18 protein-coding genes are annotated in these 21,613 nt (G+C 70.0%); 15 read left to right on the top strand and 3 right to left on the bottom strand.

The features are described 5' to 3' along the window. From katG to VGR32_RS11480, 4 genes are all read left to right on the top strand, one after another. Nucleotides 1-2,244 carry a catalase/peroxidase HPI gene (katG, locus tag VGR32_RS11465; protein ID WP_327450763.1) on the top strand — a complete coding sequence of 748 codons (2,244 nt, stop codon included), beginning with the start codon at nucleotides 1-3 and terminating at the stop codon, nucleotides 2,242-2,244. A 53-nt stretch (nucleotides 2,245-2,297) separates the two neighbouring features. Continuing rightward, nucleotides 2,298-3,194, top strand: coding sequence for a hydrogen peroxide-inducible genes activator (locus tag VGR32_RS11470; RefSeq protein WP_327450765.1), 897 nt, complete (start codon nucleotides 2,298-2,300; stop codon nucleotides 3,192-3,194). A 97-nt stretch (nucleotides 3,195-3,291) separates the two neighbouring features. Beyond that, nucleotides 3,292-3,819, top strand: coding sequence for a hypothetical protein (locus VGR32_RS11475; protein WP_327450767.1), 528 nt, complete (start codon nucleotides 3,292-3,294; stop codon nucleotides 3,817-3,819). After that, nucleotides 3,819-4,268, top strand: a complete 450-nt coding sequence (locus VGR32_RS11480; RefSeq protein WP_327450769.1) for a hypothetical protein — start codon at nucleotides 3,819-3,821, stop codon at nucleotides 4,266-4,268. The genes VGR32_RS11475 and VGR32_RS11480 overlap by 1 nt, the downstream gene beginning before the upstream one ends. Nucleotides 4,269-4,274: 6 nt before the next feature. On the opposite strand, the gene cpdR is transcribed toward VGR32_RS11480, so the two are convergent. Beyond that, entirely contained in the window at nucleotides 4,275-4,631 is a 357-nt protein-coding gene (cpdR, locus tag VGR32_RS11485; RefSeq protein ID WP_125255850.1) for a cell cycle two-component system response regulator CpdR, read from the bottom strand. Between the two features lie 100 nt (nucleotides 4,632-4,731). Here cpdR and VGR32_RS11490 point away from each other — a divergent pair, with 100 nt between their 5' ends. Then, the gene (locus VGR32_RS11490; RefSeq protein WP_327451014.1) at nucleotides 4,732-5,541 is read left to right on the top strand and encodes an N-formylglutamate amidohydrolase; all 810 of its coding nucleotides are present in this window, start codon (nucleotides 4,732-4,734) and stop codon (nucleotides 5,539-5,541) included. 229 nt (nucleotides 5,542-5,770) lie between these two features. Here the strand turns inward: VGR32_RS11490 and VGR32_RS11495 are convergent, their stop codons facing one another. Next, on the bottom strand, nucleotides 5,771-6,469 hold the full coding sequence (locus tag VGR32_RS11495) for a DUF599 domain-containing protein (protein ID WP_327450771.1): 699 nt from the start codon (nucleotides 6,467-6,469) through the stop codon (nucleotides 5,771-5,773). Between the two features lie 99 nt (nucleotides 6,470-6,568). On the opposite strand from VGR32_RS11495, the gene ppa reads away from it, so the two are divergent. From ppa to VGR32_RS11530, 7 genes are all read left to right on the top strand, one after another. Continuing rightward, a complete protein-coding gene (gene ppa / locus VGR32_RS11500) occupies nucleotides 6,569-7,138 on the top strand; it encodes an inorganic diphosphatase (RefSeq protein ID WP_327450772.1) in 570 nt (189 codons plus the stop codon). Between the two features lie 3 nt (nucleotides 7,139-7,141). Beyond that, the gene (locus VGR32_RS11505) at nucleotides 7,142-8,011 is read left to right on the top strand and encodes a TIGR01459 family HAD-type hydrolase (RefSeq protein ID WP_327450773.1); all 870 of its coding nucleotides are present in this window, start codon (nucleotides 7,142-7,144) and stop codon (nucleotides 8,009-8,011) included. 39 nt (nucleotides 8,012-8,050) lie between these two features. After that, nucleotides 8,051-8,512, top strand: coding sequence for a MaoC family dehydratase (locus tag VGR32_RS11510; RefSeq protein ID WP_327450774.1), 462 nt, complete (start codon nucleotides 8,051-8,053; stop codon nucleotides 8,510-8,512). Nucleotides 8,513-8,514: 2 nt separating this feature from the next. Then, a complete protein-coding gene (locus VGR32_RS11515; RefSeq protein WP_327450775.1) occupies nucleotides 8,515-9,462 on the top strand; it encodes a bifunctional riboflavin kinase/FAD synthetase in 948 nt (315 codons plus the stop codon). Between the two features lie 137 nt (nucleotides 9,463-9,599). Next, nucleotides 9,600-12,506: an isoleucine--tRNA ligase gene (gene ileS / locus VGR32_RS11520; RefSeq protein ID WP_327450776.1), complete on the top strand. Its 2,907-nt coding sequence runs from the start codon at nucleotides 9,600-9,602 to the stop codon at nucleotides 12,504-12,506. A gap of 5 nt (nucleotides 12,507-12,511) precedes the next feature. Next, nucleotides 12,512-14,371 (top strand): cobaltochelatase subunit CobT, encoded by a 1,860-nt coding sequence (cobT, locus tag VGR32_RS11525; protein ID WP_327450777.1) that lies wholly within the window; start codon nucleotides 12,512-12,514, stop codon nucleotides 14,369-14,371. A gap of 73 nt (nucleotides 14,372-14,444) precedes the next feature. Then, entirely contained in the window at nucleotides 14,445-16,130 is a 1,686-nt protein-coding gene (locus tag VGR32_RS11530; RefSeq protein WP_327450779.1) for a putative bifunctional diguanylate cyclase/phosphodiesterase, read from the top strand. On the opposite strand, the gene VGR32_RS11535 is transcribed toward VGR32_RS11530, so the two are convergent. Beyond that, a complete protein-coding gene (locus VGR32_RS11535) occupies nucleotides 16,106-17,356 on the bottom strand; it encodes an NAD(P)/FAD-dependent oxidoreductase (protein WP_327450781.1) in 1,251 nt (416 codons plus the stop codon). The two genes, VGR32_RS11530 and VGR32_RS11535, sit on opposite strands and share 25 nt — an antisense overlap. A 184-nt stretch (nucleotides 17,357-17,540) precedes the next feature. Between VGR32_RS11535 and zwf the strand changes: the two genes are divergently transcribed. The 3 genes from zwf to edd are packed head-to-tail and all read left to right on the top strand — an operon-like array spanning nucleotide 17,541 to nucleotide 21,605. Next, nucleotides 17,541-18,998, top strand: a complete 1,458-nt coding sequence (zwf, locus tag VGR32_RS11540; protein WP_327450783.1) for a glucose-6-phosphate dehydrogenase — start codon at nucleotides 17,541-17,543, stop codon at nucleotides 18,996-18,998. Beyond that, a complete protein-coding gene (gene pgl, locus VGR32_RS11545) occupies nucleotides 18,991-19,716 on the top strand; it encodes a 6-phosphogluconolactonase (RefSeq protein WP_327450785.1) in 726 nt (241 codons plus the stop codon). Before zwf ends, pgl begins: the two co-directional genes overlap by 8 nt. Next, complete coding sequence (edd, locus tag VGR32_RS11550) at nucleotides 19,713-21,605, top strand: phosphogluconate dehydratase (protein ID WP_327450787.1); 1,893 nt, start codon at nucleotides 19,713-19,715, stop codon at nucleotides 21,603-21,605. The genes pgl and edd overlap by 4 nt, the downstream gene beginning before the upstream one ends. Nucleotides 21,606-21,613 lie beyond the last annotated feature (8 nt).

The raw sequence follows: 21,613 nt of genomic DNA on the forward strand, positions 1-21,613 counted from the left end.
ATGGACGGAAACGACCGCAGCCCGCTCAGCGACCCCAGGAAGGAGCCCGCCGCGCTCCGCAGTCTTCTGGGCCGCACCAACCGCGACTGGTGGCCCAATCATCTCTCGACCGAAATCCTGCACCAGCAGGGCAAGTCGGGCGATCCCATGGGCGACGACTTCGACTATGCCGAGGCGTTCAAGGCGCTCGACTATGCGGCGGTGAAGCGCGACCTGATCGCCCTGATGACCGACAGCCAGCCGTGGTGGCCGGCCGACTATGGCCACTATGGGCCGTTCTTCATCCGCATGGCGTGGCACTCGGCCGGCACTTATCGCACCGGCGACGGGCGCGGCGGCGCCGGCGCGGGCCAGCAGCGGTTCGCCCCGCTGAACAGCTGGCCGGACAACGGCAACCTCGACAAGGCGCGCCGTCTGCTGTGGCCGATCAAGCAGAAGTACGGCGCCAACCTGTCGTGGGCCGACCTGATGATCCTGGCCGGCAACGTCGCCATCGAGTCGATGGGCGGGCCCGTGTTCGGCTTCGGAGGAGGACGAGCCGACGTCTGGGAGCCGGAGAAGGACGTCTACTGGGGCACCGAGGAACAATGGGTCGGCGACGAGGGCAATGAGACCCGCATCCAGCCCGACAAGCAGATGGCGCTGGAAGAGCCGCTGGCCGCGATCCAGATGGGCCTGATCTACGTCAATCCGGAAGGTCCCGGCGGACATCCCGACGCCCTGCAGTCGGCGCGCGACATCCGCGAGACCTTCGCCCGCATGGGCATGAACGACGAGGAGACCGTGGCCCTGACGGTCGGCGGCCACACCTTCGGCAAGGCCCACGGCGCCGGCGACGCCAAGAAGGTCGGCGTCAGCCCCGAGGGCGCGGACATCGCCCAGCAGGGTCTGGGCTGGGTCTCCGGGCACGAGAGCGGCATGGGAGACCACACCATCACCTCGGGCATCGAGGGCGCGTGGACGCCGACGCCGATCACCTGGGACATGACCTATTTCGACATGTTGCTGGATCACGAGTACGAGCTGGTCCGCAGCCCGGCGGGGGCCAAGCAGTGGCAGCCGGTCGGCAATCCGGAAGAGACCCTGGCTCCCGCCGCGCACACGCCGGGCAAGCGCGTGCCGACCATGATGACCACCGCCGACATGGCGATGAAGGTCGACCCGTCCTATCGCGCCGTCATGGAGAAGTTCCGGGCGGACCCCGCCTACTTCGGCGACGCCTTCGCCCGCGCCTGGTTCAAGCTGTGTCATCGCGACATGGGACCTAAGGTCCGCTACCTCGGGCCGGAAGTGCCGCAGGAGGACCTGATCTGGCAGGATCCGATTCCGGCGCACACGGGGCCGAAGCTGACCGACGCCGACGTGGCCTCGCTGAAGGACCGCATCGCCGCCTCGGGACTGTCGATCGCGGAGCTGGTGCGCACGGCCTGGGCCTCGGCGGCCACCTGGCGCGGCTCGGACCATCGCGGCGGCGCCAACGGCGCGCGGATCCGCCTGGCGCCGCAGAAGGACTGGGACGTCAACGAGCCGGCGAAGTTGTCGAAGGTCCTGGCCGTGTATGAGGACATCAAGGCGTCGTCGGGCCTGAACGTCTCCATCGCCGACCTGATCGTGCTGGGCGGCGGCGTGGGCGTGGAGCAGGCGGCGAAGGCGGCGGGGCACGCGATCACCGTGCCGTTCGCGCCGGGCCGCACCGACGCGACGCAGGACCAGACCGACGTCGACGGCTTCAAGGTGCTGGAACCGCGCGTCGACGGCTTCCGCAACTATCTTCAGGTGCGCTTCAACGTGCCCACGGAGGAGCTGCTGGTCGACCGGGCGCAGCTGCTGGGTCTGACGGCGCCGCAGATGACGGTGCTGGTCGGCGGTCTGCGGGTGCTCGGCGTCAATCATGGCGACAGCGCCCACGGCGTCTTCACCGATCGCAAGGGCCAGCTGACCAACGACTTCTTCGTCAACCTGCTGGACATGAGGACGGGCTGGAAACAGGTCGACGACTCCGGCGACGAGACCTTCGTCGGCTCGGACCGCATCACCGGCGAGAAGCGATGGACCGCGACGCGGACCGACCTGGTGTTCGGCTCCAACTCGCAGCTGCGGGCCTTGGCCGAGGTCTATGCGTCGGCCGACGCCGGGGAGAAGTTCGTGCGCGACTTCGTTTCGGCGTGGGTGAAGGTCATGGAGAATGATCGCTACGACCTGCCGCGGGCCCGAAAGAGGGCGCACGCGGTGGGCCAGGACTGAGGCTGATCATATCGGCGTGGCGCCGGGCATAGGAACCTCTTATGTCCGGCGCCATGTTACCCACCCTCCGACAGCTGCAGTACCTCAAGCTGCTCGCCGAGCACGGCTCCTTCAGCCGGGCCGCCGAGGCCGCGCACGTCAGCCAGCCGGCGCTGTCCAGCGGCGTTCAGGAGCTTGAGCGCATCCTCGGCGCGCCGGTGGTGGAGCGGACCCGGGGGCAGATCACCCTGACGGCCGTCGGGGCCGAGGCGGTGAGGCGCGCGGAGGATGTTCTGGCGCGCACCGAGGACCTGGTCGAGGCCGCCCGCAACGCCGGCAAGCCGCTGTCGGGACGGTTCCGGCTGGGCGTCATTCCCACGATCGCGCCCTTCCTGCTGCCGTCCCGCCTGCCGCGACTGAAGACGGCGCATCCCGGTCTCAAACTCTTCATCCGCGAGGACCTGACGCCGCGGCTGGTGGGGGAGCTGAAGGCCGGACGGCTGGATGCGGCCGTGATCGCCCTGCCGTATTCCGCCGCAGGGCTGGACCACGCGCGGATCGGCGACGACGCCATCCTGGCCGTGGCGCCCGCCGACCACCGACTGGCCGGAGCGGCGTCGGTGAAATCGGGTCAGCTGAAGTCCGACGACCTGATCCTGCTGGAAGACGGCCACTGTCTGCGGGATCAGGCGCTGGCCGCCTTGTCGCTGGACGCGCCCAAGGGCGAGGACGTCTTCGCCGCCACCAGTCTGCACACGCTCGTGCAGATGATTTCGTCGGGTCTGGGCGTCAGCTTCCTGCCCGAGATGGCCATCAAGGCCGGTCTGGCCGACGCCCCCGGCGTCGTGGTGCGACCGCTGGCCGGTGGTCCCGGCGGCGGCCCGAGTCGCGAGATCGTGGTGGCGTGGCGAAAGGGGTCCAGCCGCGCCGCGGAGGCGCGCCTGCTGGCGGATGAGCTGCGGCTGGACTGACCTTACGGCGAAGTCACCTGCATTGCGGAAATGTCACTAGGCTGTGGCCGATGCGCACGGCATGCCTAGGGAAACCTCGTTCTCCGGGACCACCGCCATGAAAACCGCCGCCGCCCTGATCGTCGCCGCCCTGCTGGGCACGGTCGCCTGCGCCCCCGTGGTTCAGGGCGGACCGCCGCTGGACCTGCCGCCCGGCCTGGCGGAGACGGCCCAGATCGGTACGGTCTACATGTCCAGCGAGTGGCTGCAGGTCGAGGAAGACTTCTCGGACACCTTCGTGGAGGAGGTCGACGAGGAGATGCAGATGTGCGCCTACGGCACCTATCCTCTGGATCTGCGCCTGCACGTCGAGGACGTCCGCCGCGCCGGCCGGTTCCAGACCGCCGTCACGGGAGAGGGCACGCACGAGATCCGCGCCGTCGCAGAGCTGGTCGATCCGCGCCGGGACAATCTGATCGTCGGCCGCTACCCGCTGATCGTCGAGGTCGACGCCGGCGGCCGGCTGGCGGGCGTGTTCGGCGACCGCCAGATGATCGCGGCGGAAGCGTTCGGCCGCGCGCTGTGCGACGCCGCCTTCGCCCGCAATCCCCGCCGCCCGGGCCCGCACAACGCCACGCCGGGCTGATGCGCGGGCTGATCTGGATCGCGGCCCTGTTCGTCACGGGCTGCTCGGCGGAGTTCTGGGACATGACTCCGTCCACGCAGATCGCGATAGAGCCGGGCACGGCCGCGACGCTCCGCATCGATCGCGTCGAGGTGCGCAGCAGCTACTACGACCCGCCTGACGCCTTCTCCCGCGCCTTCGTGCCCGCCCTCAAGGCCCGGACCGACGTCTGTCTGTCTGGGCCGGCGGGCGCGACGGCCGTCGTCTTCGTGCATGCGCTGGACAGGGGGTCCGACCTGTCGGACGGTCGACTGTCGGCAAGCGTGGAGGTGAAGGACGCGCGCGGTCGGGTCCTGGCCCGGTTTCCGGTTGCGGTCGACCTGCCGACCGCAGGCGACGTCGAGGCGCGCCGGCGGGCGGCCGGCGACCTGTTCGGCCAGAGCATCTGCACGGAGCTGGGAGCCCGCTGACGGGCCTCAGGCCGCGATCATCTTCTCGACCTCGCCCACGAGGTCGCGCAGGTGAACGGGCTTGGACAGGACCTTGGCCTGCGGCGTGGCCTGGGCGGCGCTGAGCGCGACCGCGGCGAAGCCGGTGATGAACATGATGCGCAGGCCCGGCTGACGCTGGGCCGCCACGCGGGCGACCTCGATGCCGTCCGCTCCCGGCATGACGATGTCGGTCAGCAGCAGGTCGTAGGGGCCGTGATCCAGCGCGTCGATGGCGTCGTCGCCGTTCTCGCAGTCCACGACCGAATGACCGGCTCGCTCCAGCGCGCGCGTCAGGAAGCCGCGCAGCGAGGAGTCGTCTTCCGCCAGAAGAATGCGCGCCATGTGCCGTCCGTGATCCCCGAGTGAGCGGGCACACTAGCCCCGCATCCGTAAACCGGCCATGAAAACCGGCGGATTCGCAGGGGTTTGGAGCGGCGGCGCGATGCAGGACGTGGCGGGGCGAAGGGAGGATGCGCGACCGCCGACGCCGTGGGTTTTCGCCTCGCCGCACTCGGGCACGACCGTCCCACCTGACATGCGCCCGGCCCCCGGGTTGTCCAGGCGCAGCCTCAGGAGCGCGGAGGATGCCCTTGTCGACCGGCTCATCGCGTCGGGCGCGTCGCGCGGGGCCGCCCTCCTTCTGGGCGACGTCAGCCGGGCCTACGTCGACCTCAACCGCGCGCCGGACGAGCTGGACCCGGACCTGATCGACGGGGTTGACGCAGGGGCGCCGGTGTCGCCCCGGGCCGCGGCGGGCTACGGCGTCATCCCCCGGCTGTCGGGCGACGGCCATGCGCTGAACGCGGCGAGGTTGACGCGGGCCGAAGCGGACGCCCGCGTCGCGGCCTGGCATGCGCCGTATCACGCGCGCCTGACGGAACTGATGCAGTCGGCCCGCGCGGCGCACGGCCGGGCCATCCTGATCGACTGGCATTCCATGCCGGCCACGCGGGACGCCGGCGCTCCGCGGGTGGTCGTGGGAGATCGGCACGGGGAGTCGTGCGCGCCGGAGCTCAGCCGGCGTGTCCAGGGGCTGTTCGAGGCGGAAGGCTGGCGGACGGCGCTGAACGTCCCCTACGCCGGAGGGTGGTCGACACAGCGGTGGGGGCGGCCGTCCGAGGGCTTTCACGCCGTCCAGATCGAGCTCGATCGGGGCCTCTATCTGGACGCGGGCGCCTTGCGACCCGGTGCGGGCTGGGCGCGGTGCACGGCCGGCGTGGAAAGGGTGATCGCCGCCTTGCTGGCCGGATGAAAAAAGGGCCGCGCCCGGAGGCGCGGCCTTGAAAGTCTATAGGGAGGAAACGCCCAGGAAGGGCATGACGCCCGAAGGCGTCACGGTGAAGTTAGGTTGCAGTGCACAATCCGTCAAGGCGCAAACAGCGGGCCCGCTTCACGACGTGTTTCGAAAAATCGGTGCGTCAATCTGTCGTGTAACCGATTTCAGAGGGCAAAAATCGGTCGTGTGAACCGCCGGCGCGGCGTCAGTGGTTCAGGTCGGGGTCGAGAAGGCGCCGCGCCGCGCGGATGGCGCGGGCCGCGGGCGAGCCTGCCTGACGCCACAGCAGGAGCCCGAAGGCGAGGATGACGCCGCCCGCCAGCCACCATGGTCCGAAGAGCCACGCCGCCGCCGCGAGGGCGAAATAGTAGGCGCGGACGCCTTGGCTGAAGGCCGACAGGGCGGGGTTGAGCAGGTCTGCCGCCGCGGCTCCGAGGGCCACGCGATCGGCCTCGGTGTGCGCCTCGGGCGAGGCCCCGATCAGCGCGAGGGCGTAGTTCATCTGCCGGATCGACCAGATGAAGTCGAGGAGGCCTCGCACGAGGCACAGCAGGATGAGCCCCAGCTTCACCTCCAGCAGGCGGCGGGGCACGCCCTCCGCCCCGACCGCGGCGAAGCCGTCCAGCGCCTGCTGGCCGCCGAACAGGATGCCGGCCACGGCCGCGATCAGCAGCAGGTTGGTCGAGGCGAAGAAGCCGCCGGAGTTGATGGTGTGGCCCATCAGCTGGCTGTCCACCAGCCGCGGCGCCTCCCGGTGGCTCATGGCCGTCATCCAGACGCGGCGGATGATCATCATGTCGTCGTTCAGGGTGCCCGTCCTGTGCGCCAGGACGTCGAGCAGGGGGCCGTACCCCAGCCAGCACAGGGCGAAGAGGCCAAGGGCGAGGCCGTCCAGAAAGGTCATGCGTCACGCTCCGCCATGGCCGGGGCCGCCTTGCCTCCGCCACGACCGGAGACTATCACGCCCGCCTCCCCGTTTCGCAGTCGCACAATCAGGTCCGTCATGAACATCGACGCCATTCCCGTCGGCCCCAATCCGCCCTGGGACCTGAACGTCATCATCGAGATCCCGCAAGGGGGTCTGCCGGTCAAATATGAGATGGACAAGGCGTCCGGCGCCCTGTTCGTCGACCGCTTTCTGCACACGGCCATGTATTATCCGGCCAACTACGGCTTCGTTCCGCACACCCTGTCGGCCGACGGCGACCCCTGCGACGTGCTGGTCCTGAACCCCACGCCAGTGGTGCCCGGCTGCGTGATCCGCTCGCGCCCCATCGGCGTGCTGATCATGGAGGACGAGAAGGGCATGGACGAGAAGATCCTTGCCGTGCCGGTCGACGCCCTGCATCCCTACTACACCGACGTGGCCAGCTATCGGCAGCTGCCGGCCATCATGATCGAGCAGATCCAGCACTTCTTCACCCGCTACAAGGATCTGGAGAAGAACAAGGAGACCGTGGTCAAGCGCTGGGGCGACGCCGGCGAGGCGGCCGAGCTGATCGCCCAGGGCATCCGCGCGCATCAGGAAAAGCTGAAGGCCGACGGCAAGTCCGGCGCGGCCAACGCGGCCTGACCCATGAGCACGACGCCCGCGCCTTTGCCTCATCTGGAAGCGGTCGCGGGCGACTATGACGTCCTGTTCTGCGACGTCTGGGGCGTGATCCACAACGGCCGCGAGAGCTGGCCGGGACCGGTGGCGGCGCTGACGCGGTTCCGCGAACGCGGCGGCCGCGTGGTGCTGGTCTCAAACTCGCCGCGGCCGTCGTCGGACGTCATCGCCCAGCTTGACCGGCTGGGCGTGGCTCGCGAGAGCTGGGACGCCTTCGTCACCTCGGGCGACGCCACACGGATGGTCCTGGCCGAGCGCGCGCCGGGCCCCGCCTGGGTCATCGGTCCGGATCGCGACTGGCCGCTCTATGAAGGGCTGGGTCTGCGGACGGCCCACGGGGCGGAGGACGCCGCTTTCATCTCCGTGACCGGCCCCTATGACGACGCGACCGAGGCGCCCGAGGACTACCGCGAGCGGTTCCTGCCCGCCGCGGCGCGCGGCATCGAGATGATCTGCGCGAATCCGGACAAGGTGGTGCGGCGCGGCGACGACCTGATCTATTGCGGCGGCGCGCTGGCCGACCTCTATGCCGAACTGGGCGGGCCGGTGACGCTGGCGGGCAAACCGTTCGCGCCGATCTACGACCTGTCGATGATCGAGGCCGAGCGTTTGCTGGGCCGGCCGGTCGATCGTGCGCGGGTGCTGTGCGTCGGCGACGGCGTCGTCACCGACGTGAAGGGCGCGAACGATCAGGGGCTGGACTGCCTATTCGTGGCCGCCGGCATCCACGAGGCGGCGGCGGACGCCGCAGGTCGGCTGGATCCGCAGGCCGCGAAAGCCCTGCTGGACGCCGAGGGGCTGACGGCGGAATACGCGGCGCTGGAACTGGCCTGGTGAGTGTGGTCAAAGCCGGCGGACGGGTCTAATCCCGCCCGCATGACCCAAAGCGTTCAGGCCCACCCCTCGGGCGGCTACATCCTTGAGGAACTTCAGGTCGGGATGACCGCCGAGAAGGCGGTGCCGGTCGACGAGGCGCGCATCCAGCAGTTCGCCGAAGCCTCGGACGACTTCAATCCTTTGCACGTGGACGAGGCGTTCGCGTCGAAGACGGCCTATCGCGGGCGCATCGCCCACGGCCTGCTGTCGGCGTCGTTCGGCTCGGCGGTGGTGGGGATGATCCTGCCCGGCGCGGGATCGATCTTCCTCAGCCAGAACACCGCCTTCCACAAGCCGGTGAGGATCGGCGACGTGGTGATCGCGCGCGTCACCGTGGCCTCCATCGACCTGGAGAGCGCGCGGGTGGTGCTGCGCTGCGAGGGGTTGGTGGGCGACGACGTGGTGCTGGACGGCGAGGCGACCGTGCGGGTGCCCCGGCGCCGGCGTCCGGCCCGGGATTGAGCATGGCCGCCCGCATCGTTCGGGCCTGGCGCGACCTGCCGCCGGAGCTGAGGGGCGCGGCGGTGGCCGTGGGCGCCTTCGACGGCGTTCACCGCGGGCATCAGGCGGTGATCGGCGAGGCCCGCGAGGCTGCCCGGGCGATTGACGCGCCCTTGGCCGTCGTCAGCTTCGATCCGCATCCCCGCCGCTGGTTCCAGCCGGACGCGGCGCCCTTTCGCCTGATGACGGCCGATCAGATGGCGCGGGCGCTGGGCGAACTGGGCGTGGAGACGTTGTTCCTGCTGCCGTTCGACGCCGGGATGGCGGCCATGAGCCATGTGCAGTTCGCCGAAGACGTGCTGGCCGGCGGTCTTGGCATCCGGCACGCGGCCGTCGGCTTCGACTTCACCTTCGGCAAGGGCCGGACCGGCTCGCCTGAAGCGCTGCGGGAACTGGGCGGAGGGCTCGGCTTCACCGTATCGACCACGGAAAGGATCGACGACGCCGGCGGGCTGAAGCTGTCGTCCAGCGCCGTGCGCGAGGCGCTGCACGCCGGCGACATGGCCCGCGCCGCGGCCATTCTGGGCCGACCCTTCGCCATCGAGGGCGAGGTCATTCACGGCGACAAGCGCGGGCGCACGATCGGCGTGCCGACCGCCAACGTCGCGCTGGGCGACTACATGCGGCCGGCCTTCGGGGTCTACGCCACGCAGACGCGCCTGGACGACGGCAGGGTGATCGACGGGGTGGCGAGCCTCGGGCTGCGGCCGATGTGGCGTCTTGAGGCGCCGCTGCTCGAGGTCTGGCTGTTCGACTTCGACGGCGATCTGTACGGCCGGACGATCGAGACGGAGCTGGTCGCCTTCCTGCGGCCGGAAATGAGCCTCGACGGACTGGACGCCCTGAAGGCGCAGATCGAGGCCGACGCCGGGGCGGCCCGCGAAGCACTGGCGAACGCCCCGCGCGGCTGATAGACCGCAGACACCATGACCGTCCGCGTGATCCGTGTGATTTCGATTAGCCGCCCGGCGTAGCGCCGCAGGGGCTTTCCCCGCGCACGCCGGGATCATTTCGAACTTCACGCGAACGATCGAACGACGAGAGACTCATGGCCGACGCCGGCGAAACTGCTGCCCCCTCCACGCGCGACTGGCGCGAGACCGTCTTCCTGCCGGAGACGCCCTTTCCCATGCGCGGGGGCCTGCCCCAGAAGGAACCGGAAATCCTGGCGAAGTGGGGCGACCTGTACGGGGACCTGCGCCGGCTACGCCAGTCGCAGGGCGCGCCCCTGTTCGTGCTGCACGACGGCCCGCCCTACGCCAACGGCGACATCCACATCGGCCACGCGCTGAACAAGACGCTGAAGGACTTCGTGGTCCGGTCGCAGTTCCTGCTGGGCAGGGACGTCGACTACGTGCCCGGCTGGGACTGCCACGGCCTGCCGATCGAGTGGAAGATCGAGGAGCGGTTCCGGTCCGAGGGCAAGCGCAAGGAAGAGGTGTCCAAGGCGGCCTTCCGCGCCGCCTGCCGCGAATATGCGTCGGGATGGATCGACGTGCAGATGGCGCAGTTCAAGCGGCTGGGCGTGCTGGGCGACTGGGCGAACCGCTACGCCACCATGGATTTCTCGACCGAGGCGGCGATCGTCGCGGAGTTCCACCGCTTCAAGAACTCCGGCCAGCTGTATCGTGGCTCCAAGCCGGTGATGTGGTCGCCGGTCGAGCGCACGGCCTTGGCCGACGCCGAGATCGAATACCACGATCACGTCTCGCCGACCGTCTGGGTCAAGTTCCCGGTGACGGGCATGAGCGACGACCACGACGACGACCTGCTGGCTTTCCGCCACGCCACGCCGTCGGTCGTGATCTGGACGACGACGCCGTGGACCATCCCGGCCAACCGGGCCATCAGCTATGGTCCGGAGATCGCCTATGGCCTTTACGAGGTCACGGCGATGGAGACGGGGCTTGAGTTCGAGCCCTGGGCCAAACCGGGCGATCGGCTGATCCTGGCCGACAAGCTGGCCGGGGAGGTGTTCAAGGCGGCCAAGATCGCGAGCTGGACCCGCGTCGGCGACCTGAATCCGTCGGGTCTGGAATGCGCGCATCCTCTGGCGGAGCTGCATTCCGGCTACGGCTTCTCCGTGCCCCTGCTGGCCGGCGACCACGTGACCGACGACGCGGGCACGGGCTTCGTGCACACGGCGCCGGGCCACGGCGCCGACGACTATGAGGTGTGGAAGGCGCACGGCCACCACGAGGTGCCCGACACGGTCGATCCGGACGGCGCCTACTATCCGTCGGTGCCCCTTTTCGCCGGCCTGAAGGTCATCGAGACCGAGGGCAAGAAGGACAGGATCGGCAAGTTCGGCCCGGCCAACAAGGCGGTGACCGAGGCCCTGATCCAGACCGGCAACCTGCTGGCGCGCGGGCGGCTGGAGCATTCCTATCCGCACAGCTGGCGGTCCAAGGCGCCGGTGATCTTCCGCAACACGCCGCAGTGGTTCATCCGCATGGACAAGCCCCTGAAGGCCGGCGAGACGCTGCGCGAACTGGCGCTGAAGGCGATCGACGACACCGCATTTCATCCGGCGGGCGGGCGCAACCGCATCCGTTCCATGGTCGAGGGCCGCCCCGACTGGCTGGTCAGCCGCCAGCGGGCCTGGGGCACGCCGCTGGCCATGTTCGTGGACAAGCACACCGGACAGCCGCTGAACGACCCGGAGGTGGACGCGCGGATCCTGAAGGCGGTGACCGAAGGTGGCGCTGACGCCTGGTTCGACCGGCCCGACGCCGACTTTCTCGGCGTTCACGACCCGGCGAACTACGAGAAGATCACCGACATCCTGGATGTCTGGTTCGACAGCGGCTGCACCCACGCTTTCACGATCGAGGGCCGTGCCGACAGCCATTGGCCCGCGGACCTTTATCTGGAAGGTTCGGACCAGCATCGCGGGTGGTTCCAGTCCAACCTGCTGGAGGGCTGCGGTACGCGCGGTGGCGCGCCCTACCGTGCCATCCTGACCCACGGCTTCACCCAGGACGAGAACGGGGAGAAGATGTCCAAGTCGCGGGGCAACACGACCGACCCCGCGGTGGTCATCAAGGAGTCGGGCGCCGACATCCTGCGCCTGTGGGTGGCGCTGGTGGACTATGCCGAGGACCAGCGGATCGGGAAGCAGATCCTGCAGACCACGGTCGACGCCTATCGCAAGCTGAGGAACACCGTCCGCTACCTGCTGGGCGCGCTGAACGGCTTCGACGAGGCCGAGCGGATCACCGACTACGACCAGTTCCCGCCGCTGGAGAGGTTCATTCTGCACCGCCTGTGGGAGCTGGATGGGCAGGTGCGCGACGCCTACGCCGAATACCGCTTCCAGGACGTGGTGCGGCCGGTGCTGGAGTTCTGTTCCGGTGACCTTTCGGCCCTGTATTTCGACGTTCGCAAGGACAGCCTTTACTGCGACCGCCCCGACGCGATCCGCCGGCGCGCGGCCCGCACAGTGATGCACGAGGTCTTCCTGCGCCTGACCGCCTGGCTGGCCCCGCTGACGCCCTTCACCATGGAGGAGGCGTGGGGGACGTTGTACCCGGACGCGGGGTCGAACTGCGCGCGGGTGATCCCGGAGACGCCGGCGGCGTGGGAAAACGCGACGGAGGCCGATCGTTGGGCCGGGGTCCAGGCCGTGCTGGAAGTGGTCAATGACGCCCTCGAGGCGGCGCGCCGCGACAAGCGCATCGGTGGCGCGCTGGACGCATGGCCGATCGTGACGGGGCCGGCAGACGCCTTCGCGCCGTTCGAGGGATTGGACGCCGCGGAGGTGTTCCGCACCTCGGGCGCGGAGCTTCGCGTCGGTGGGGAAAGCCCGTCGGTCGAGGTGCAGATGGCCGAACACGCCAAATGCGCCCGCTCGTGGCGGCGCGTGCCCGACGTCGGATCCGATCCAGACTATCCCGAGCTCAGCGCCCGCGACGCCGACGCCGTGCGGTGGCTGGACTCGCAGAAGGCAGCCTAGACCGCATGGCCGACGACAGCCCGCAGGAGGTGTTCAAGCGCGCGCTGGCCCATGCGGCCCGCGCCCTGGCCGAGCGGGCGGAGCTGGAGGTCACCTACGGCTCCGACGGTCCGCGGCTGACCACCGACGGACTGGTCCTGCCGCATCCGCCGCGCAATCCGTCGGGGCCGGAGGCGGCGAACCTGCGCGGTCAGGCGGACCGCATGGCGCTGAGGCTGGCCAACCACGACGAGGCCCTGCACGGCCGGTCGCGCCCGTCCGATCCGCAGGCCGCCGAGGTCTATGACGCGCTCGAACAGTCGCGCGTCGAGGGGCTGGGCGCGCGGGTCATGGCCGGCGTGAGGGCGAACCTGGACGCCGCCACGCTGACCCGGCTGGAGCGGACGGGCGCCCTGCGCGTCACCGACGCCGATCGCGTTCCGGTGCACGAGGCGGTGGCGCTTATGGTGCGTGAGCGCCTGACGGGAACGCGGGCTCCGGACGGGGCGGGGGCGCTGCTGGATCTGGTGCGCGGCGGGCTGGAGACGCGCGCGGGGCGCGAGATCGACGCGCTGGTCGAAGCGGCCGACGACCAGGCCGCCTTCACGGAGCGGATGAAGGCCGTGCTGCGCGCGCTGGACCTCGACCCGGGCGACGGCGAGGGCGACGACGCGTCGAACGACGTCGGCGACGACCAGCCGGACCCCCAAGAGCCCGACGCGGCCGACGATCAGGACGAGGAGGAGGAAGATCCGGGGGGCGGCGACGGCCAGTCGATGGAAGGCACGGCCGACGACGACCAGTCCGATCAGGAGCGCCAGTCCCGTCCCGACGGCAGTCCCGTCGAAAGCGACGGCGACGCCGCCGAGATGGGCGAGGAGATGCCCGACGCGCCGCCGCAACGCTCCGGCAAGGCGGCGACGGGCGCGGACCCGGCGGCCTATCGCGTGTTCACCACGGCCCACGACGAGACCGTCGATGCGGCCGACCTGTGCGACCCGGTCGAACTGGGCCGGCTGCGCGCCCTGCTGGACCAGCAGCTCACAGCCCTGTCCTCGATCGTGGCGCGGCTGGCCAATCGGCTCCAGCGAAGACTGATGGCGCAGCAGAACCGCAGCTGGACCTTCGACCTGGAGGAGGGGGTGCTGGACGCCGCGCGCCTGAGCCGCGTCATCGTCGATCCGACCAGCCCGCTGCTGTTCAAGGCCGAGAGCGACAGCCCGTTCCGGGATACGGTGGTGACCCTGCTGCTCGACAACTCGGGCTCCATGCGCGGACGGCCGATCATGGTGGCGGCTGTGTGCGCCGACATCCTGGCGCGGACGCTGGAGCGTTGTGGCGTCAAGGTGGAAATTCTGGGCTTCACCACGCGGGCATGGAAGGGCGGACAGGCGCGAGAGGCGTGGATCACGGCGGGCAAGCCGGCCAACCCCGGGCGTCTGAACGACCTGCGCCACATCATCTACAAGGCCGCGGACGCCCCTTGGCGGCGCGCCAAGAAGAACCTCGGCCTGATGATGCGCGAGGGTCTGTTGAAGGAAAACATCGACGGGGAGGCCCTGCTGTGGGCCCACGACCGCCTGATGGCGCGGACTGAGCAACGCAAAATCCTGATGGTCATCTCCGACGGCAGCCCCGTGGACGATTCGACCCAGTCGGCCAATCAGCCGCTGTATCTGGACCGGCACCTGCGCGAGGTGATCGCCGAGATCGAGACCCGCTCGCCGGTCGAGCTGCTGGCCATCGGCATCGGACATGACGTGACCCGCTGGTACCGCCGCGCGGTGACCCTTGCCGACGTCGAGCAGCTGGGCGGGGCCATGGTCGAGAATCTGGCGGCCCTGTTCGAGCAGGAACCGTCCACAGGTCGGCGCCGGGCGGCCTGATCCGTTCACTTTCGCGAAACCACGCCTGAACACCCCGTCTTCAGCGGGCGGCCCTAGACCAGGGACGATGGCCATGGACCCGGCGCCCCGGCAGACCTCGCAGACCCGCGCCGCGCGCGGTCCCATGCGGCTGTCTGCCCTGTCGACGCTGGGCGTGCGCATGCTTCTGATCCAGGCGCTGCTGGTCGCCTCGGTGCTTGCCGTCGTCGGCGCGTCCCTGGGCATGACTCTGGGCGAGGACTTGTTCCTGGTCTGGCTGGCCCTGGCGGGTCTGGTCGGCGCGGCGATGCTGACGCTGGGCAGTCTGGCCGCCTCCGGCACGGTGACCCGGCCCATAGATCGTCTCAACGACGCCGTGCTGGCGCTTCAACGGGGCGAGCACGTCGAGGTCGAGGTGTCCTCGGACGACGAGATCGGCCGCCTGTCGAAAGGCTTCAACGCCATGGTGTCCGTCCTGCGCGACCGCGAGGACAAGCTGACTCATCTGGCCCTTCACGATCACGAGACCGGCCTGCCGAACCGTCGCTTTCTGGAACGCCAGTGCGCGCGGACGCCGGACGTCCGCGTCGTCGTGGTCGGGCTCGACCGCCACGAGGTGGTCCGTGGCGCCATCGGCCACGACGCCATGATCGCCCTGCTGCGGACGCTCGGCGCGCGGCTGGCGGTGCTGTCGGGCGGCGCCGCGATCGCCCGCATCGGCGCGGACGCGCTGGGCCTGGCCATCCCGGGCCGGGACGCCGACGCGGTCGAGGAGATGGTGGCGCGTCTGCTGCACGCGTCCGAAAGCCCCATCGTCGTCGCCGGCGCCCCCATCGACGTGTCGCTGCGCGTGGGCGTGGCCGGGCGCGGCGGGCCGGGCGCCAAACTCGATTCCCCGATCGACCGCGCCGCCGTGGCGGTGGAACAGGCCCGCGCTGCGCATCGGCCGTGGGGTCGTTTCGACGAGGAGGCCTACGGCGATCCCGCCGGCGCCCTGTCGCTGATCAGCGAGCTGATGTCGGCCCTGTCGCACGATCAGGTCGGCGTCGCCTATCAGCCCAAGTGGGACTGTCGCGCGCGCCGCGTGACCGGGGTCGAGGCCCTGATGCGGTGGACCCACCCGCGCCGCGGGGCCGTTCCGCCCGACCTGTTCATCGGCATGGCCGAAGAGACGGGCCACATCCGCGCCCTGACGGAATGGACAGTGCGTCGCGCCATCGACGATCAGCGGCGGCTGGCCGACGCCGGGCATCAGGTGTGCATGTCGGTCAATCTTTCGGGCCGTCTGCTGGCCGACGAAGCGTTCGCCGACACGCTGATCGCCGCGTCGCGGGGCGCGGCCGGCCGGCTGCGAGTCGAGATCACCGAAACGGCCGCCATGCAGGATCCCGAGGCGGCGCTGCGCATCATCGACCGGCTCGCCGCGGGCGGCATCTCCGTGTCGCTGGACGACTATGGGTCAGGTCTGTCGTCTCTGGCCTATCTGAAGCGCATCCCGGCCGACGAGCTGAAGATCGACAAGGCCTTCGTCATGGGACTGGACCAGTCCTCCCGCGACGCCCTGCTGGTCAAGTCGACCATCGATCTCGCCCACGGTCTGGGCATGAAGGTGACGGCCGAGGGCGTCGAGACCGAAACCTCCCTGGCCCTGCTCAGCGGCATGGGCTGCGACATGGCGCAGGGCTATTTCATCGGCCGCCCGGTCCCGCTCGAGGAACTGATCGCCAAGCTCAACGGCGACGCGGGCCACGGCGATCAGGACGCCGTCGCGGTGGCCTGACCCGTGGCGACGGCCTTCATCGGTACGGACGGGTCGGCCAGTCTTGCCGGATCCACGGCCTGCCCCTTCTGGATCAGCAGTCGCCCGCCCATGAACTCGGCCGGCGCATTGACGGCCTCCACGCAGACGATGCGGTCACCCTTCAGATGGAACACGGCGAACCCGCCCGGGCGGTCCGCGTCCACATCGCCCCGCACCACGCGCGCGTCGGCGCCCGCAGGCAGGCCGGCGATCTGGATCTTCAGGTCGTACTGATCGGACCAGAACCACGGAACTTCCGGCGGCGGCGGCGACCGTCCGCAGATGGCCGAGGCCGCCTGTCGTGCCTGCTCCAGCGCGCTGGGCACACTCTCCAGACGCACGTCGGCGAGATCGAGGACGGGCACCGGTCGACAGGTCATGTCGCCGATGGCGAAGACGGCGGGATCGTCAGTGCGGGCCTGGTCGTCGACGAGGACGCCGTCCCGGCAGGTCAGGCCGGCCGCCTCGGCCAGCCCCGTGACGGGCCGCGCGCCGACGCCGACCAGCACCGCGTCGCCCGGGAAGACCGCTGCGCCGCCGCCCAGAACAGCGGCCCCCTCGGCCGTCGCCTGTACGCCCCGCACATCCGTGCCCGGCCGAACTTCGACGCCCCGTTTGTGGTGATAGGCCGCGAGGAAGTCGCCGACCACGTCCGACGCGACGCGCGACAGGGCGCGTCCCTCACGCTCCAGCACGACGGCTTGCGCGCCCAGCGATCGCGCGGACGCCGCGGCCTCGAGCCCGACGTAGCCGGCTCCCACCACCACCAGCCGCCGGCCGGGGGCCAGCGCGGCCTTCAGCGCCTCCGCGTCCGCCATGTCGCGCAGCACGAGCACGCGCTGATCGTCCCAGCCCGGCCCTTCCAGTCGGCGGGCCTCGGCGCCCTGGGCCAGGATCAGCCAATCGTAATCGAGAGTCTTGCCGTCGGCGAAGGCGACCGTCTTCGCCGCCCGGTCGATGTGGACGGCGGTCGCGCCGCGCCGAAGGTCGATGGCCTGTTCGGCGTAGAAGCTTTCGGGGCGAAGCAGAAGCTCCTCCTCTCCCGCCTCGCCCTTCAGCCAGGCCTTGGACAGGGGCGGGCGCTGATACGGCGCGCTGGGCTCGGTTCCGGTCAGAACGATCTCGCCCTCAAAGCCGTACTGGCGTAGCAGCGCCGCGGCCGTGCCGCCCGCATGTCCGGCGCCGACGATCAGAACCTTGCTCATGCAGCGCACATAGGGCGCCGTGGCTGACCGCGCCAAGCGTCCCGCGCCGCAACGGACGCGGGGCCGCCACGTTGGGTGAGGCATGCGCAGGCCGTCACTTGCTGTTTCACCCCCCGGCGAAAGCTTGGCGGGACGGCGACCGGCAGCCTAACAGGCGATGGAACGAGGAAGGAAAGGAGCACGCATGCCGGCCTTGGTGCTGTTCGGCGGCGGCGGCGATCTGGCCATGCGGATGCTGCTGCCCTCGCTCTACTTCCTGGAGCACGACGGCCTGCTGCCCGACGGACTGAAGATCATCGGCGCCGCCCGCTCGGAAGAAAGCGCCGCCGAGTACGCCGCCAAGGTGAAGACTGCGGTCGAAGGAAAGGCGAAGGCCGACGAAGCGTGGTCCGTGGAAATCTGGGACAGGTTCGCATCGCGGCTGGACTACCTGGCGGTCGACGCCACGTCGGCCGAGAGCCTGAGGCCGCTCAAGGACAAGGTGGGCCCCGGGGAGGTGACCAGCTTCCTGGCCGTTTCGCCGTCGCTGTACGCCCGCATCGTCACGGCCATGCGCGCGGCCGGGCTGGCCGAAGCCGGAGACCGGGTCGTGCTGGAGAAGCCGGTGGGCCGCGATCTGGAGACCTTCCGCGAGATCGACGACGCCGTGTCGGACGCCTTCTCCGAACAGCAGGTCTTCCGCATCGATCACTATCTCGGCAAGGAGACGGTCCAGAACCTGATTGCCCTGCGTTTCGGCAACACCGTGTTCGAGCCGCTGTGGAACAGCCAGAACATCGACCACGTCCAGATCACCGTCGGCGAGACCGTCGGGGTCGGCGACCGCTGGCCCTATTACGACGAGTACGGCGCGCTGAGGGACATGCTGCAGAACCACATGCTGCAGTTGCTCTGCCTGGTCGCCATGGAGCCGCCCAGCGATCTGGAACCGGACTCGGTGCGCAACGAGAAGGTGAAGGTGCTGCGGTCGCTGCGCCGCATCACGCCGGAAGAGGCGGAGCGGGTGACGGTGCGGGGCCAGTACGGAGCGGGCACGTCGGAGGGCAAGGCCGTCCCCGGCTATGACGATGAGCGCGGGCAGGACAGCGACACCGAGACTTTCGTCGCCATCCGTGCGGACGTCGACAACTGGCGCTGGGCCGGCGTGCCCTTCTTCATGCGCACCGGCAAACGTCTGCCCGAGAAGCGGACCGAGATCGTCATCCAGTTCAAGGAGGTGCCGCACAGCATCTTCGACGGCGGGCGCGGGGTCATCCAGGCCAATCGGTTGGTGATCGAGCTGCAGCCCGACGAGGACATCAGCCTGTCTGTCATGAACAAGCGGCCGGGGCTGGATCAGAAGATGCAGCTGCAGCCGATACGCATGTCCCTGTCATGGGGGCAGGAGGACCGCGGCGCGCGGCCGCCGCGGCGGCGCATCGCCTACGAGCGGCTGCTGCTGGACGCCCTGAACGGCGACTCGACCCTGTTCGTGCGCAGGGACGAGGCGGAGCAGGCGTGGAAGTGGGTCGACGAGGTTTCCGACGCCTGGGCCGAGAGGCATGTCAGGCCGATCGACTATGCCGCGGGAACGTGGGGCCCGCGCGAGGCGTCCTACCTGCTGGGCCGCACGGGGCGCAGCTGGAACGTGGGCGATGAGTGAGATCCGCACCTTCCCGACGGCCGACGACTGGACGGCCGCCTGCGCGGAACGGCTGGCGGAAGCGCTGGCCGCGGGCGCGCGTGAGAACCGGGGCGCATCGTCCCTGGCCTGCTCGGGCGGATCGACGCCGGAACCCATATACCGCCACCTGTCCGGCCTGCGAGCCACGCAGGATTGGCAGCACACCACCGTCACGCTGATCGACGAGCGCTACGTTCCCGAGGACCACCCGGAGTCCAACGCGGCGCTCGTCAAGCGCACCCTGATGACGGGGGCGGCGACGGGGGCCGGGTTCGTGCCGCTGTTCAGCCCGGAAGTGACGGTCGATCGCGCCGCCGCCGTCGCGACGCGACGACTGGCGATCGAACTGGACGGTCGGCCGCTGGACGCAGTTCTTCTCGGCATGGGTGAGGATGGCCATATCTGTTCCATGTTCCCCGAAAGCCCGACGCTGAAGACCCTGCTGACCCCCACGTTGAAGCCCGCGATCCTGGGCGTGCCCCAAGGCCGCGACGGCCTGGCCCCGACCCGCGAGCGGCTGTCGATGAACCTTCCGTGGCTGATGACGGCGCGCCGCGTCGTCCTGGCCATCACCGGCAGACAGAAGCGGGCCGTCTTCGAGCGGGATGCGCAAGGCGACCCGAAGGTGACGCCCATCGCCGCCCTGATCGCCGCGAACGTGGCGCTCGAGGTGCTCTGGACGGAGGGCGCCGCGTGAAGCCGCTGAATCCTGTCGTCGCCGAGGTCACCGACCGCATTCGCGAGCGCAGCGCGGTCACGCGCGCCGACTACCTGCGCCGCATGGACGCCGCCTCCGGGCGTCGGCCCGGCAGGGCCAAGCTGTCCTGCGCCAACTGGGCCCATGCCTTCGCGGGCCAGACCACGGCCGACAAGCTGACCATGATGGGCGGAAAAGCTCCGAACGTCGGCGTCGTCACGGCGTACAACGACATGCTGTCGGCGCATCAGCCGTTCGAGCGCTTCCCCGAGATCATCCGCAAGGCGGCGCGCGAGATGGGCGCCACGGCGCAGGTGGCCGGCGGCACGCCGGCCATGTGCGATGGGGTCACGCAGGGGCGGCCCGGCATGGAGCTGAGCCTGTTCAGCCGGGACGTCATCGCCATGTCGACCGGCGTCGCCCTGACCCACGACGCATTCGACGCGGCCCTGATGCTGGGCGTGTGCGACAAGATCGTGCCGGGCCTGTTCATGGGATCGCTGGCCTTCGGCCACCTGCCGGTCGTCTTCGCGCCGGCCGGACCGATGCCCAGCGGCATCCCGAACGCCGAAAAGGCGCGGGTCCGGGCCGACTACGCCCAGGGCAAGGTCGATCGGCGGACGCTGCTGGAAAGCGAGATCGGCAGCTACCACTCGCCGGGCACATGCACCTTCTACGGCACCGCCAACTCCAATCAGATGATGATGGAGATCGCCGGACTGCACATGCCGTCGACGGCCTTCGTGCACCCCGAGACCGGCCTGCGGGACGCCCTGACGGCGGCGGCGGCGAAGCAGGCGGTGACGCTGGCGAACGAGGGGCGCGGCCGGATGGCTGAGGTCGTGGACGAGCGCACCATCGTGAACATGATCGTGGCCCTGCTGGCCACCGGGGGCTCGACCAACCACGCCATCCATCTGGTGGCGATGGCGCGGGCGGCGGGCGTGCTCATCGACTGGACCGACATGGACCGGCTCAGCTCGGTGACGCCGCTGCTGGCGCGGGTCTACCCCAACGGCTCGGCCGACGTGAACGCCTTTCAGGCCGCCGGCGGCGTGGCCTTCGTCACGCGCGAGCTTGCCGAGAACGGCCACCTGCACGCCGATGTGACCACGATCATGGGCGAGGGGCTGGAAGCCCACTACCGGGAGCCCGTGATGCAGGACGGCGAACTGACGTGGGTCGACGGGGTGAACGAGAGCCTCGACCTCGAGATTCTTCGCCCCGCGTCCGACCCGTTCCAGCCGGACGGGGGTCTGCGCCTCCTCCAGGGGGATCTGGGTCGTGCCGTCATCAAGGTGTCGGCGGTCAAGCCGGAGCATCGCGTCATCGAGGCGCCGGCCGCCGTGTTCGAAACGCAGGAGGACGCGCTTCAGGCGTTCCGTGACGGCCGGCTCGACCGCGACGTCGTGGTCGTCCTGCGTTTCCAGGGACCGCGGGCCAACGGCATGCCGGAGCTGCACAGCCTGTCGCCCGCCCTGTCGGTCTTGCAGGACAAGGGCTTCAAGGTGGCCTTCGTTACGGACGGCCGGATGTCGGGCGCCAGCGGCAAGACGCCCGCGGCCATCCACGTCAGCCCAGAGGCCCTGGCCGGCGGGCCGCTGGCGCACGTTCGGGACGGCGACGTGATCCGGCTGGACGCCGTGACCGGCAAACTTTCGACCCTGGGTGCCGGGGACCTGTCGCAGCGCCCTGCCGCGACCCGCTCGCAGGCGCATGCCGAAGGATCGGCCTGGGGTTACGGCCGCGAGCTGTTCGGCGCTTTCCGCGACGTCGTGTCGACGGCCGAGGAGGGGGCCAGCGTCTGCTTCGCCGCACCGACCCACGCGCGCAGCCACGTGGACGCGCCGCCCGATCCCAACGTCGTCGACCGCGCCGTGGACGCCTGAGGAAACCG

The organism is Brevundimonas sp., from assembly GCF_035935935.1.
Classification (GTDB): Bacteria; Pseudomonadota; Alphaproteobacteria; order Caulobacterales; family Caulobacteraceae; genus Brevundimonas.

Excerpts from the sequence above, each read along its gene's own strand:
- katG (WP_327450763.1), top strand. The coding sequence starts at position 1 with ATGGACGGAAACGACCGCAGCCCGCTCAGCGACCCCAGGAAGGAGCCC.
- VGR32_RS11470 (WP_327450765.1), top strand. The coding sequence starts at position 2,298 with ATGTTACCCACCCTCCGACAGCTGCAGTACCTCAAGCTGCTCGCCGAG.
- VGR32_RS11475 (WP_327450767.1), top strand. The coding sequence starts at position 3,292 with ATGAAAACCGCCGCCGCCCTGATCGTCGCCGCCCTGCTGGGCACGGTC.
- VGR32_RS11480 (WP_327450769.1), top strand. The coding sequence starts at position 3,819 with ATGCGCGGGCTGATCTGGATCGCGGCCCTGTTCGTCACGGGCTGCTCG.
- cpdR (WP_125255850.1), bottom strand. The coding sequence starts at position 4,631 with ATGGCGCGCATTCTTCTGGCGGAAGACGACTCCTCGCTGCGCGGCTTC.
- VGR32_RS11490 (WP_327451014.1), top strand. The coding sequence starts at position 4,732 with ATGCAGGACGTGGCGGGGCGAAGGGAGGATGCGCGACCGCCGACGCCG.
- VGR32_RS11495 (WP_327450771.1), bottom strand. The coding sequence starts at position 6,469 with ATGACCTTTCTGGACGGCCTCGCCCTTGGCCTCTTCGCCCTGTGCTGG.
- ppa (WP_327450772.1), top strand. The coding sequence starts at position 6,569 with ATGAACATCGACGCCATTCCCGTCGGCCCCAATCCGCCCTGGGACCTG.
- VGR32_RS11505 (WP_327450773.1), top strand. The coding sequence starts at position 7,142 with ATGAGCACGACGCCCGCGCCTTTGCCTCATCTGGAAGCGGTCGCGGGC.
- VGR32_RS11510 (WP_327450774.1), top strand. The coding sequence starts at position 8,051 with ATGACCCAAAGCGTTCAGGCCCACCCCTCGGGCGGCTACATCCTTGAG.
- VGR32_RS11515 (WP_327450775.1), top strand. The coding sequence starts at position 8,515 with ATGGCCGCCCGCATCGTTCGGGCCTGGCGCGACCTGCCGCCGGAGCTG.
- ileS (WP_327450776.1), top strand. The coding sequence starts at position 9,600 with ATGGCCGACGCCGGCGAAACTGCTGCCCCCTCCACGCGCGACTGGCGC.
- cobT (WP_327450777.1), top strand. The coding sequence starts at position 12,512 with ATGGCCGACGACAGCCCGCAGGAGGTGTTCAAGCGCGCGCTGGCCCAT.
- VGR32_RS11530 (WP_327450779.1), top strand. The coding sequence starts at position 14,445 with ATGGACCCGGCGCCCCGGCAGACCTCGCAGACCCGCGCCGCGCGCGGT.
- VGR32_RS11535 (WP_327450781.1), bottom strand. The coding sequence starts at position 17,356 with ATGAGCAAGGTTCTGATCGTCGGCGCCGGACATGCGGGCGGCACGGCC.
- zwf (WP_327450783.1), top strand. The coding sequence starts at position 17,541 with ATGCCGGCCTTGGTGCTGTTCGGCGGCGGCGGCGATCTGGCCATGCGG.
- pgl (WP_327450785.1), top strand. The coding sequence starts at position 18,991 with ATGAGTGAGATCCGCACCTTCCCGACGGCCGACGACTGGACGGCCGCC.